This window comes from Imperialibacter roseus, assembly GCF_032999765.1.
GTDB classification, from domain to species: domain Bacteria; phylum Bacteroidota; class Bacteroidia; order Cytophagales; family Cyclobacteriaceae; genus Imperialibacter; species Imperialibacter roseus.
The window spans coordinates 90,964-104,669 of the sequence record NZ_CP136051.1 but is presented as its reverse complement, the minus strand read 5'-3'; the positions used below and the strand labels follow the sequence as shown (position 1 = coordinate 104,669).

Genomic DNA, 13,706 nt, shown 5'->3' with positions numbered 1-13,706 from the left:
TTCAGCACTAACCATAACAAAGCGAAAAGGAACCAAAAGGCCACAAACAGGAACCTTATTTGGGAAGTGGCTTATTCATAACGCAGGCTGTCAGCCGGGTTAAGTGCACTTGCTTTCAGGGCATGGTAGCTTACAGCTGTTAGAGCAATCAGAACTCCCAGTGCCATGCTGATCGCAAACACCAGCCAGTTTATTTCGATAGCGTAGGCAAAGCCTGACAGCCACTGATTCATGGCATACCATGATAGAGGAGCAGCAAGGATAAAGGCTATCAGCGCAAACCCGATGTACTGTCTGTTGAGCAGCATAAAAACCTGTGCTACCCTTGCACCAAGTACCTTTCTGATGCCTATTTCTTTTGTTTTGTTCACTGCATTGATGCCCGCCAGACCAAAAAGACCCAGCCCGGCAATCACCACAGCCAAACAGGTAGCAATCAGCATAATATCCATCCATCGCTTGTACTGAGCATACTGGCGCTCGATTTTTTCGTCGAGAAAAGTGTATTCGAAGGGCTTCCCCGGAGCGGCCTCAGCAAAGTCATCTTCCAAATGGGCCAGCGTGGCTTTAATGTCTCCAGGGGCAAGCCTGGTCACGATATAGCCCATGTTAAGATCACGCCCCTCATACAAAAACATCGGTTTTATTTCATCCTTCAGCGAAAGGAAATTGAAATCCTTTACCACTCCAATGACCCTGGCCCCAGGAGCATTGGGCTGTGAGGCATGAAAATTCATCCTTTCATTGAGTGGGTCTGTCCAGCCAAGCTCTTTGACTAACGCCTCGTTAACGATAATGCTCTCTTCCGCATCAGACATCATAGCAGCGTCAAAATTCCTGCCCTGCACAATCTGCAACTCCATGGTTGGAACAAAATGTTCGTCGACCAGGAAGCCGAAAGCGGTACGGGGCACACCGTCAACTTTGTACCCCCCAAATACCATATAATCCTCTCCGAAAGCCACCGGGTTTCCGGATCCGGCAACAGACAATACCTCAGGACGCCGACTGGCCGCTTGTCGGAATCTCTCCAGAATTTTATTGCTTTCATTGTCGTTCCAGCTACCATGCGTTGGAATCACCACGACTTGCTCCTGGTTGAAGCCAAGGTCTTTGGAAGTGATAAAATCCATCTGGCGATACATAACAACAGAACTGATCATCAGGAATGAAGACAAGACAAATTGCAGCACAACGAGAGGCCTCAGCAAATAAGTTTTGGCACCAGAAGCCACGCCGTTCTTCAAGGCCACTGTCGGCAGTAATCCTGACAGAAAAAATGCCGGGTAACTTCCAGCGAGCAGGCCAATCAACAGTGTGGTAGCAAGGCTAAATCCAATTAGCGGCAACCAGTCAGCGGCAGAAACAGAAATGGCTTTGCTGGTCAGCTCGTTGAACACCGGAAGGAACAGGAAAACAAGACCCAACCCAAACAACATAGCAAGAAAGGTAAGAAAGACTGACTCGAAGGTAAATTGCGCTACAAGCTGTCGCTTGTGTGCGCCGGTTACTTTTCTCACCCCCACTTCCTTCCTGCGGCTTGCCGAACTGGTCATGGCCAGCGAAATATAATTGATGCATGCTATGACCAGGATCAGAAGCGCAATGCCGCCGAGTACGTAAGAATATTGTGGGTCGCTTACTTTGTCCCAGCCAATCTCCTTCTGAAAGTGCATGTCTGTCAGCTTTCCAAAACTCAGCTTATAAATCTCGGTACCTTCCGGTGCGTTCAGGTGCTGGCCCCACTCAGTCATCTCACTGCTCATATACTTCTCGACAATCGGTTGAAGTTTTGGAGCCATTTCAGCCGCAGAAGCCTCTGGATATAGTTGAATAAAAGTTGGGAAGCCCTGATTCAACCAGTGCGTCAGGTTGTGCTCGTTAAACCCGTTCATGCTCTCCACCGGGAGCAACATTTCGAAGTCAAGGCTAGAGTTGGCTGGTGGATCCTGAATGATGGCTGCCACTTTGAAAAGTTTATCACCATTGGCGCCTATTTGCATCACTTTCCCAATAGGGTCCTTCGATCCAAAATATTTTGTGACTGCTGAGGCCGTCAGTACCAGCTCTTCTTTACTCCCGAACAGGTTGCCGGTTCCACCTTCTATCAAGTCGAACGAAAACATATCGAAGAAGTCCTTGCCCACGTAAGCAAACTTGCTCTTGAAAATTGTTTCCTCATGTCTGAAGAAATCTGTTCGCTGAACAAAATGAGTGGCGTACTGAACTTCAGGCACCTCGTCCTTCAGGGTTTGGGCCAAAGCGAGCGACATATAACAATGCTTGTAGTATAACTCAGGCGCATTCTGATCGTACATTTCACCCTGCATCCTGTAGATCAGGTCTTTATTGGCATGAAACTGATCAAAACTTCGCTCGTCCTGAATGAAAAGGTAGATAAGAATGCACGAGGCGATGCCCAGGCTTAGCCCGAGAGCGTTGATCGAAGCATACAGCTTGCGCTTCATGATATTGCGCACGGCTATTTTAAAATAACTTCTAAGCATAATGGTATTGATTAGTCCTTTTGAAAATGAGTTTCGTAGTATAATTCCCGGCCTGAAAAACCGAAGCACATTCCAACGAAGTAGCCACCTTGCCCTTCGTTCACCAAAGACCTCGGTGTCGGCCTCAAACTGCTCCAGCAAATCGCCTTCTACCCCTTCGAAAAGAGAAGGCGGGCAAAACCAGCGCAGGAAGCGCAGCAACATATTTTCCCGATTGTCATTCATCCTTCAGCACCCTGGCAGGATTAGTTGAGGCAGCTTTCAAAGACTGTCCACTTACTGTGAGCATGGCCACCACCAGCACGATCAGTCCCGGAGCAACCAAAATCCACCAGCTTATTTCTGTGTGATAGGTAAAGTTTTCAAGCCAACGCTGCATAAAATAGAAGGCGGTTGGGGCAGCAATCAGGAAGGCAATACCCAGCAGCTTTAGGTAATCACGACTGATCAGCAGCAAAATGCTTGCGACACTGGCACCAAATACTTTCCTCACGGCAACCTCTTTCTTCTTCTTGTGTACTACGAAGGAAATAAGTCCGTAAAGTCCCAGACATCCGATAGCCAAAAAGACCATGGAGAATAGCTGAAATAGCGTAGAAAACTTTTTTTCTTCCTCATAGTAGGATGCCAGGCTCTCATCAAAAAAGTCATACTCAAATACTGAAGCTGGATAGATGTTGGTCCAGTTAGTTTCAAGTTTTGCCAGCGCTGCAGCCAGCGTTTCAGTACTTTTTATTGACAGCTTTACACTGGCCACCCCATACCGCTTTGGAAACTGGGCTAACATCACTTTGTCCATTCCGTCCCGCAGCGATTGTGTGTAGAAGTCCCTCACCACTCCCACAATCGTTCCCCGATCATTGCCCACAACCACCTGCTGGTTGACAGCATCTTCGGGAGTGGCAAACCCCAGCTTATTTGCCAGGGTTTCATTAATCAATACCCTGTTGATCGAATCAGATGCATGAAAGTTTCTGCCTGCAACAATGTCGATACCATACACATCAACATATTTCTCATCAGCCCATTGAAATTCAAAAACAAGATTTTGGCTGGGATCCCAATCAAGCCTCCGGATATCCATATGTGATGTACTTCGTCTTCCTCCTGCAGGTACTGTCGAACTCAGGCTAATTGAGCCGAAAGCCGGATCATCGGCTAATTTGCTTACAAAAAGTTTCTGAGTGGCTTCATCGCCAGGCAAATTGATATTTACTATAGCATCCTTGTCGTAGCCCAGGTCAGCAGAGCTCACAAAGTCCATCTGGTTGATGATAACAAAGGTGGCAATAACGAACACCTGGGTGACAGTAAATTGGAAAACGGTAAGTATCTGTCTTAATTGGAATCCTCCACCTGCCCCTGAAAACTTTGACCTCAGTGCCGCCAGAGGGCTAAAGCGGGAAATAACGAGCGCCGGGTAAAACCCAGCCGTCAGCGTAATGACAAGAATAATAGCTAATAGAGCCGCCATCAGTGTCAGGTCTTGAAAGAGAAAACCGCCAGCCTTCACGCTTAACAAGCCCTGTATGTTAGCCACGCTGAGCTCGGCTACAAGCAGCGCCAGGAGGCTCGACAAAAGCGCCATCAAAAAGGCTTCGCACAGAAACTGCACCATCAAGCCTTGCCTCGCACCGCCGAGCGTCTTCCTGATCCCCACCTCTTTGGCCCGAATCGACGATTGTGCCGTAGCCAGATTGACATAGTTAATGCAGGCTACTAATAAGAGAAACAGTCCAACCACTCCAAGCGTCCAAAGCCTTTCGTCGCTGACAATTCGGCCCTGAAAGCTCCCAAATCGCTGGTCTTTGTGCACCTCGGCCATCGGCTGTAGCCGGTACTTCCGCATGGCTGCTATCTCTTCACTCACGTGAGCAGCGTGCACTTTATCTACTTGAGCTTCAAACTCACTTTTAGAGTATTGGGAAGGAAGTTTAACGTAAACCTGATGGCTGTCGCTGACCGACACCCAGTCGTTTGGATTAAACTCTGCACCTTTTCGGCGAATGCTGGCATATGAAAGAATGACTTTGAAGGGAAATTCAGTATTAGCAGGAAGATCCGTGATCACGCCAGTCACCTTGTTGTCACCGCCATTGATTCGCAGTGTTTGGCCAACAGCCTCCTGACCAGGAAAATATTTTGCAGCAGCGGATCGGGTAAGGACTACAGCATTAGGCTCTTCCAATGCGGTATTTCTATCACCACTTAGCCATTTAAACCCAGTATCTCGATAGTCAAATACGTCGAAGAATGATCCGGAAGCAATCACAAAGCCGGAGTTCTCTTTGAATTTTCTGACAGACGAGCCGTCAGGCCCAACCACATCTATTTGTACACTGCCCCAGCTCCAGTAAAGCATAGAGGTGATATGGTCAAGCCCTGGGATTTCATTTTCCAATGCGACAGGCACAGGGTCGGAAACGCCCGTACGAAACTCGTCCTGGCCTTCCACCTGGCTTACTCGCACCAGTCGGTAAATCCGGTCGGCTCCAGAATGAAAAGAGTCGTACGAAATTTCAAACTTGATGATAGACAGTATCAGCAAAGCAGAGGCTATGCCGATGACCAGCCCAAAAACGTTGATCGCTGTGTGCCCCGGGTTTCTTTTCAGAAAGCGATAAGCAATGATAAAGTGATTTCGTAGCATACCTGTGTTGATTAGTCGTATTGTAAATGAGTTTTTGAGTATAATGCCCGGCCTGAGAAACCGAAGGACGTTCCATGTAAGCTTCCGGCGAGCTTTTCGCCTACCAAAGGCTTCAACATCCGCCGCAAACTGCTCCAGCAAGTCGCCCTCTATACCTTCGTAGAGAGAAGGCGGGCAAAACAAGCGGAGGAAGCGGAGCCATCTATTGACTTTTTCGTTGGGCATAATTCACTCAACCAAAGTTCAATTGGGGGATAAGTTTCCAAAGGTCCATTCTCGATTCCTTCATGTCTTTGAGAATAGCCAGCCCCGCATTGGTGATGGTGAATATCCTTTTGCGTCGGCCTCCTCTTTCATTGGTGGCACCGCCCATGTCCGATTTCACATAGCCCTTGTCCTCCAGTCGGTAGAGCGTCACATGCACTGCGCTGAGGTTTACTTCTCTGCCTGCCTTGCTTTTTATTTCGTTAACTATGGCATTCCCATAGGCGTCATCCTGTAAAATGGCTACGATGGTGAGTACCAGCTCTTCAAATTCTCCTATGTATGATTTACCCATTAGTATATAAATTGTAAAACAAATAAAAACATTTCTATATGAATTGTAAAAGAAATATCAATTTAATTTTGTCCCGGTACAAATTGCAAAAGCCCCTTTATTTGCCAATCTTCAATCCGCTTTAAAACCTACTTATTATATAATGAAATCATTTACCCCCTGGCGAGTCATTGTCGCTACAGCCATTTTGCTTGTTCTTCTGAGCTTTGGCGTAGTCTTCAAACCCGGCAATGCCGAGCCGTTTTTTCTTTCCCTTCCTTACGTATTCTGGAGTAGCATCCTCATTACTGCGCTGCTGGTGGCACTTACTTTTATAGGAACCCGGGTTTTCCCACATAAAGAAGACTGACATGACCACCTGGCTGATTATTTTCTTCATCATTTTCATTGGCCTGCTGGTGTTGGCCTCTGTTAAATCCTATCAAAAGAACCGAACTTCCGACGAATTCATGCTGGCCGGTTCTGCCATAGGCGCCTTCCTCGGCTTCATGACCTTTGCTGCTGCATTGTTCAGTGCCTTCACATTCATGGGCATGCCCGACTTCTTTCGCAACCACGGGGTTGGTGCCTGGATCTTTCTGGCCTTTTCGGATGCGCTCATGGTATTCTTTATCATCTGGTTTGGATACAAACTTCGTAAGCTGGCCAAAGCCAAGGGTTTCAAGGGCATTGCCGGCCTTCTGGTTAAGTGCTACCATTCACCGTGGGCTGGCTATCTGTTTTTCCTAACCGCCTTTCTGTTCCTTATTCCCTATGTTGCCATACAGATCAGGGGCATTTCTATCTTTCTCAATGCCGCCTTTCCCGATGCCATTCCCTCCTGGGGCTGGTCGGCAGGTACAGTGGTGATTATGCTGATTTACGCAGAAATTGGTGGCCTCAAAGCCATCGTCTACAGCGATGCCATTCAAGGCATTTTGCTTTTGGTTGTGATTTGGATCATTGGATTAGCCTGTTTGGAAATGTCGGGAGGACTTGGCCAAATGATGGCGAATGTAGGCACGCAGAACCCTAACCTGCTTACCCTACCCGGCCCAAAGGGTTTGTTCAGCACTCAGTTTCTCATTGGCTCTGCAATAGCCATTGTGATGATACCAGTGACACAACCTCAGCTCACTACCAGACTCATCGTGATGAAAGACCTGAAGTCGGTACACAAAATGACATATGCCGTCGGGTTGTTTGCTATTTTGGTGATTCTTCCCACGGCGTTCATTGGCTTATATGGCGCACTGAAATACCCTGACGTTTCTACTTCAGAGTTTCTCTCGTCGGCCCTGCTGTTTGACCAGGCCAACCCGGTGGCGGCTTTGGCAGTAGTCGGCTTATTTGCAGCCTGCTTGTCTACCACCAACGCACAGATATTTGCACTCGGCTCGGAGCTCCGGTCATTGCTTTCCGGAGAAGACAAAATGGTGATGCGTTATACTAAGATTTCGCTGCTGGTCTTTTCTCTCGTGGTCTTGGTTTTCTCCATCTATATGAGTGATCAGCTGGTGCTGTTGGCTCGCCTGAGCTTTACCGGCACCTCGGTAATGGCTCCACTAGTATTGGCGGCGGTCATCCTCGAAAATCCACCCAAAGTACTGATGGTCACCTGCGGGCTTGCGCTGATAGGCATCATTCTCAATATTCTATCGGTAATACCGGCACAAATCGCCGGTTTAAATTTTGACATCGTGTTGTACATGGTGCATGGGGGAATCAGCGTCTTGATAATGGCTACGCACAAAAAGTAGGCAGGTCACAGCAGGAAAGCCGCACGGTTTAATTTTGGAACCTTACTGACCTTGAGAGAGGGTACATTCCCTCTTGTGATTTAAACTTATACGAACGAAATGAAAATAGACAACCAACTGAAGGTTGAACACTTGGAAAAAAGCCTGAGCCACTTTTGGGACTTGTCAGGTCAGAAAATCCTGGCGATTGAAAAACAGTATGATGGGCAGGCCGGCACACCAGTTTTTACAGTAGAAGGCAAATACACCACCCGTGGCTGGACGGAATGGACGCAGGGCTTCCAGTTTGGATCGGCGCTTCTACAGTTTGATGCTACTGGCGAAAAGCAGTTTCTGGAAATAGGCAGAAAAAATACAGTGGGAAAAATGGCACCACACCTGACCCACAAGGGTGTACACGACCATGGTTTCAACAACATCAGCACCTACGGCAACCTGCTCAGGCTGATGCACGAAGGGAAAACCGAACACAACGAGTGGGAAAAGAATTTCTATGAGCTGGCCATCAAAGTAAGCGGTGCCGTGCAGGCCATGCGCTGGACAACCACCAAGAATGGGGGGTTCATCTATTCTTTCAACGGCCCACATTCTTTGTTTGTGGATACGGTTCGTTCTTGCCGGATACTGATGATGAGCCACGCACTGGGTCATTCGCTGATGGCGGAAAACGACGAAAAAATCAGCTTGCTTAAGAGGACTGTACAGCACCTGATCTCCACTGCCAACTATTCGGTGTTTTATGGCGAAGGCCGTGACCTGTATGACCTTTGGGGCCGCACGGCCCATGAAAGCATTTTTAATACTAACGATGGCAATTTCCGCAGCGTGAGCACACAGCAAGGCTACACCGGCATGAGCACCTGGACAAGGGGGTTGGCCTGGGCCATGTGCGGCTTTCCGGAAGAGCTTGAGTTCTTCGAAAAGGTACCCGAGTCGGCATTGGAAGGCATTATCTCCAAAAAGGAGTTGATGGCATTGATGCTAAAGGCAGCCAAAGCTACCTGCGATTTCTATATTGAAAATTCTTGCGTCGACGGTATTCCCTACTGGGATACCGGAGCACCTGGCCTGGTACACATGGGTGACTTCCTGGCAAAAGATTCAGATCCTTTCAATGCTTACGAACCGGTGGACAGCTCTGCAGCGGCCATTGGCGCACAAGGGCTTCTGAGGCTTGGCAAGTACCTGAACGAACCAAAATATACGCAAGCGGGGCTAACGGCCGCAAAGGCGCTTTTCAGTGAGCCTTATCTTTCGACTGACCCAACACATCAGGGGTTGACTCTACATTCTGTTTACCACCGTCCCAATAATTGGGACCACGTGCCTGCGGGACAAAAGGTACCCTGTGGCGAGTCGAGCATGTGGGGGGATTATCATGCCAGGGAATTGGCCCTGTACCTGACCAAACAGCTGAAAGGTGAAGAGTATTATACGTTTTTTAATGGATTAATAGATTGATGTTTCATCCCTACGGGATTATCAAAATTTCGGATGCCCTTGTCAACCGAAGTAAAGTCCCTAACGGGACTGAAAATGATTTGTATGACTTTAAAAGACGGCTTAGCTGCTAACTTGTACACAACGAGGGTATAGAGGTCGCCGAATACGGTCCATCAAGTTTTTGACTATGTATTTAACTAAGCAGAAATGCACTTGAGCTCCGTTAGGAGCCAAAAATCGGTAGAAGTTAATAATAAATCAATGTTCGGAAGTCCCTTAGGGACGCAACATTAAATTCATGGCAAATACATACACCCAAATTCATATTCAAGCAGTTTTTGCAGTGAAGAACAGAATCGGTCTGAAAAGAATGGAAAAATGATCTATACAAATACATAACAGGAATTGTTCAGACTCATAAGCACAAAATGTTATCCATCAATGGAATGCCTGATCACATCCATGTATTCTTCGGAATGAGACCCACACAATCTCTATCCGACCTCATGCAGGATATTAAAGGCTCTTCGTCAAAATGGGTGAACACCAATAAGTTTTCCAGAGTAAAGTTTGAGTGGCAGGAAGGTTACGGAGCCTTCTCTTATAGCAAATCTCAGGTGTCGAATGTGATTGACTATATCGAAAATCAGGAAATCCATCATCAGAAAATTACATTTCTCGATGAATACAAAGAGTTCCTTAATAAATTCGAAATCGACTATGATGAAAGATATCTTTTTAAAGATCTTGAATAATGTTTCATCCCTACGGGATTATGAAAATTTCGGACGCCCTATTCTACCGAAGTAATGTCCCTTACGGGACTGGTTGAAGACCCAAAACAGCGCCTTAGATTGTATTTGATTAAATGAATTTAGATGTCTACAAAACACAGACCAACCTACAAACGTATAGCGCAGCTCAAAACTGCCGACGACCTTGCCAGCTACCTGGGAGAAATTGGAGCAGACATTCCATTTGATGCTGAATTGGCCACCACTAATTCTCCATACGGCCAACCCTATTCGCTGAATTCGGGCAGAACCATCGGCAACCGCTTTTGCATCCTGCCCATGGAAGGCTGGGATGGCACCACAGACGGAAGACCTTCGGAGCACACCAAAAGACGCTGGCATCATTTCGCCATCAGTGGTGCTAAACTGCTATGGGGCTGTGAGGCGGTGGCTGTGCATCCGGAAGGCAGGGCCAACCCCAATCAGCTGATGATCAACGATGATACCTTTCCAGAGTTTGTTAGCCTTTACGAGTCGTTAATCAAAGATCATCAGGAGCAGTTTGGCAGCGCCGACGATCTGGTTATCGGTCTGCAGCTGACCCACTCAGGCAGGTTTTGCAAACCTTTCGATAAAAAAAAGCTACAGCCAAAGATACTCTACGCCCACCCTGTCCTGAACAAGAAATTCGGACTGGGCGACGATTATCCGGTAATGAGCGACGAGGACATTGACAGCCTCATTGAAGATTTTATCAGGGCAGCCGTGCTGGCGCAAAAGGCGGGGTTCCATTTTGTAGACATCAAACATTGTCATGGCTATTTAGGTCATGAGTTTCTAAGCGCCATTGGCAGGGGAGGCAAGTACGGCGGTTCCTTCGAAAACAGAACCCGCTTTCTCACCTCGATTGTAGAAGGCATTCGAAATGAAGCGCCCGGGTTAGAAATTGGCGTGAGATTAAGCGCCATTGATTTGTTACCGTTTACACAGGCCGAAGACAAAGTGGGCGAGCCTTACGAAGTAACAGGCAACTATGACTATGCCTTTGGCGGTGAGAAATCGGGACTTAGCTACGACCTGACAGAAACAAAAAAGTTTCTGCATTTGCTGGAGGAGCTCGACATCGAGCTGCTTTGCATTACTGCTGGGAGCCCGTACTACAATCCCCACGTAACCAGGCCTGCTCTTTTCCCTCCTTCCGACGGCTACCTGCCACCAGAAGACCCGCTAGTAGGCGTTGCCCGTCACATTGAGGTGGTAGCTGCACTCAAAAAGGATTTTCCCAATCTCGCCATTGTTGGGTCAGGGTATTCCTACCTGCAGGAATGGCTGCCCAACGTGGGGCAAGCTGTACTGAAAAATGGAGATGTCGATTTTGTGGGCATTGGACGGATGGTGATCTCCTACCCTGAAATGCCTGCGGATGTGCTTTCAGGTGAGGGAATGAAAAGAGCAAAGATATGCCGAACGTTCTCCGACTGCACCACGGGCCCACGCAATGGCATGATCTCAGGATGCTTCCCGCTTGACCCTTACTATAAGCAAATGGAAGAAGCCAAGCTGATCAAAGAAATCAAGAAAGAGCTCTGATATGTCGGATAAAAAAGTAGCGCTGATCACCGGAGGAACAAGAGGCATTGGCTTCGGTATTGCGAAGTCGCTCGCAACGGAGGGATATGACCTGGCCCTGAACGGCATGCGGCCGACAGAGGACATCAAAGAAATGATTAATGAGCTGGAAAAGCTGGGAGCAAAAGTTGCCTACGTGCAAGGCAACCTGGGTGTGAAAGAAGACCGGGAAAAAATGGTATTTCAGACCCTGGCTCATTTTCAAAGGCTCAATTTGCTGGTGAACAATGCGGGAGTGGCACCCAGGGTTCGCAAAGATGTGCTGGAGATTGATGAGGACGACTATGATTACATGCTCGACATCAACCTCAAAGGCACCTTTTTCCTTTCCCAGCTGGTGGCCAATCAAATGCTGAAAGAAAAAGCCGCATCGACCGCCTTCGAAGGAAGCATTATTACCATCTCCTCCATTTCAGCCGAAGTAGCTTCCATCAATCGGGGAGAATACTGCATGGCCAAAGCTGGGCTGGGCATGATGACCAAACTGCTGGCAATCCGCCTGGGCGAGGCTGGTATTCCGGTGTACGAGGTAAGGCCTGGCGTGATCGAAACTGACATGATCAGCAAAGTGAAAGGCAAGTACGAAGACTTGATAGCTAACGGACTAACCGTGGAGAAAAGATTAGGACAACCGGAAGACATTGGTCGCATTGTAGCCTCACTGGCTACAGGCGGCATCCCTTACTCTACTGGCCAGGTGATTATGGCTGATGGGGGATTGACGCTGAGGAGATTGTAAGACGTAGGCCTTTCAGGGGACAGGCCAAGATGGGCTATACTCGAAAAAGTAGTTATCTTTAAGAAAGCTTGTCCTTGATCTAAAACTACCATGAAGAAATTGCTTCTTTTTCTATTGCCTGCTGCTCTAATGGCAGCGTGTACTGAAACTAAAAAAGCAGAACAAAACGAAGTCTCAGAAAATGAATGGGTGGTTCTGTTCGATGGAACATCCACTGACTCATTGAGAGGATATGGAATAGATGTATTTCCTGAAGGAGTATGGCTGGTTGAAAAGGGCATGTTGGTCACCAACCCGGATACTGCCAACAGGGACTTGCTGACCAAAGGCCGATACAAAAACTTTGAGCTTGAATACGAATGGGCGGTGGACACCGCAGCCAACTCAGGCGTGTTTTTTCATATGCAGGAAAACCTAACCATGGAAGCTGGGAATGGCAATAGCCCCAACTGGCTGGACAACTTTGAAATTCAGGTATTGGACGACATTTATTTCAACGATACCGCAGCAGTTAGGTCTGCCGGATCGCTTTACGACCTTATTATTCCTACCAATAAAAAACTTAAGACCATCGGTGACTTCAACCAGGCAAGACTTATCCACAACAATGGCCACGTAGAACATTGGCTGAACGGTGCCAAGGTGTTGGAGTTTGAAATCGGAAGCCCTGAAATGACAAAATTGCTGGCAGAAAGCAAATTCTCCAACAACCCGGGTTATGGCTCAGACAAAGAAGGCCATATTATGTTTCAGCATCATGGACAAAGGGTGTATTATAAGAATATTAGGGTGAAGAGGCTTTAACTTAAAAGTCGGACGTGTTGAGAAAAGGCCTGTCGGGGGACAGGCCAAGGGGCGGGTTGACTTTGAGGAGGCTGTAAAAAAGGTCTGTCAGGGACAGAATCGAGTCAGCAAGCTATCCAAGGCGAGTGTAGATCGATTTAATTCACTACATTTATTTGGGTAGGTGCAGAAAGCCAACAAGAGTTGCTACTAGCTAAAATCTGACACTTCAAGAGATGAAAAATTTTGTCGCTCTATTTATAATCACTTTCTCAGCATTTAGGCTTTCAAGCCAATCCCTTGAACAAACCAATCAAGAACTTCAATTATTGATTGTGAAGAGATCTGAGCTAACTGACTCGCTTGAGAACCTCAATAAGAAAATAGAATTGTTACAAAAAAAGATTCTCTATTTGGAATATAAAGAGAGTCAAGCTCTCGGTTCAAAGTTCATAAGTACGACCAAAGCTTTTGGGTCTCCATATATGATGATAGGGTCATCCCAAAAAACCAGGATTGACCTAGATAATGGAATAACCATAGAATTGTTAGACTATGATGGCAAAAAATTAAAAATCTTTGCAAGCGATCAAATTGGTTTCATCTGGCCCAGCGATGTTGAAGATCAAGAACTGGTTAATCAGTTCATAAATCTTATTGAAGGTAAAAGTGTCGTTGACGGAACAAATAAACAACCAACCTCCCCCCAGAAGGCCGAACCTATTCATTCAACAAATCAGCCGAACATTGATACGGGCCCTGTAACATCACCAGCAAAAAGTAGCTCTTACACACCTAAGACTTCCAAAAGCTACCACAGAGGGCCCCGAGGAGGGTGTTACTACTACAGCTCAAGCGGTAAAAAGGTATATGTCGACCGAAGCCTTTGTAATTAAAGGAATAAACAGCTGCTACTTCTTTAA

Annotated in this window: 10 protein-coding genes and 1 pseudogene; 8 read left to right on the top strand and 3 right to left on the bottom strand. The window is 47.1% G+C overall.

Features of this window, described 5'->3' with window-relative positions; translation table 11 throughout:
• Positions 1-71 precede the first annotated feature (71 nt).
• The 3 genes from RT717_RS00340 to RT717_RS00330 are packed head-to-tail and all read right to left on the bottom strand — an operon-like array spanning position 72 to position 5,716.
• Entirely contained in the window at positions 72-2,711 is a 2,640-nt protein-coding gene (locus tag RT717_RS00340) for an ABC transporter permease (protein WP_317489756.1), read from the bottom strand.
• A gap of 13 nt (positions 2,712-2,724) precedes the next feature.
• On the bottom strand, positions 2,725-5,382 hold the full coding sequence (locus RT717_RS00335) for an ABC transporter permease (protein ID WP_317489755.1): 2,658 nt from the start codon (positions 5,380-5,382) through the stop codon (positions 2,725-2,727).
• Between the two features lie 7 nt (positions 5,383-5,389).
• Positions 5,390-5,716 (bottom strand): PadR family transcriptional regulator, encoded by a 327-nt coding sequence (locus RT717_RS00330; RefSeq protein WP_317489754.1) that lies wholly within the window; start codon positions 5,714-5,716, stop codon positions 5,390-5,392.
• Positions 5,717-5,858: 142 nt separating this feature from the next.
• Here RT717_RS00330 and RT717_RS00325 point away from each other — a divergent pair, with 142 nt between their 5' ends.
• From RT717_RS00325 to RT717_RS00290, 8 genes and pseudogenes are all read left to right on the top strand, one after another.
• Positions 5,859-6,065: a hypothetical protein gene (locus tag RT717_RS00325; RefSeq protein WP_317489753.1), complete on the top strand. Its 207-nt coding sequence runs from the start codon at positions 5,859-5,861 to the stop codon at positions 6,063-6,065.
• Position 6,066: 1 nt separating this feature from the next.
• Positions 6,067-7,455, top strand: a complete 1,389-nt coding sequence (locus RT717_RS00320; RefSeq protein ID WP_317489752.1) for a sodium:solute symporter family transporter — start codon at positions 6,067-6,069, stop codon at positions 7,453-7,455.
• Positions 7,456-7,554: 99 nt separating this feature from the next.
• A complete protein-coding gene (locus RT717_RS00315) occupies positions 7,555-8,916 on the top strand; it encodes a glycosyl hydrolase (protein WP_317489751.1) in 1,362 nt (453 codons plus the stop codon).
• A gap of 280 nt (positions 8,917-9,196) precedes the next feature.
• A pseudogene (gene tnpA, locus RT717_RS00310) lies at positions 9,197-9,653 on the top strand (IS200/IS605 family transposase).
• A gap of 123 nt (positions 9,654-9,776) precedes the next feature.
• The gene (locus tag RT717_RS00305; protein WP_317489750.1) at positions 9,777-11,222 is read left to right on the top strand and encodes an oxidoreductase; all 1,446 of its coding nucleotides are present in this window, start codon (positions 9,777-9,779) and stop codon (positions 11,220-11,222) included.
• Position 11,223: 1 nt separating this feature from the next.
• Positions 11,224-12,000, top strand: coding sequence for a 3-ketoacyl-ACP reductase (locus RT717_RS00300; protein ID WP_317489749.1), 777 nt, complete (start codon positions 11,224-11,226; stop codon positions 11,998-12,000).
• Between the two features lie 90 nt (positions 12,001-12,090).
• Positions 12,091-12,804, top strand: coding sequence for a 3-keto-disaccharide hydrolase (locus tag RT717_RS00295; protein ID WP_317489748.1), 714 nt, complete (start codon positions 12,091-12,093; stop codon positions 12,802-12,804).
• Positions 12,805-13,019: 215 nt separating this feature from the next.
• Positions 13,020-13,679: a hypothetical protein gene (locus RT717_RS00290; RefSeq protein ID WP_317489747.1), complete on the top strand. Its 660-nt coding sequence runs from the start codon at positions 13,020-13,022 to the stop codon at positions 13,677-13,679.
• Positions 13,680-13,706 lie beyond the last annotated feature (27 nt).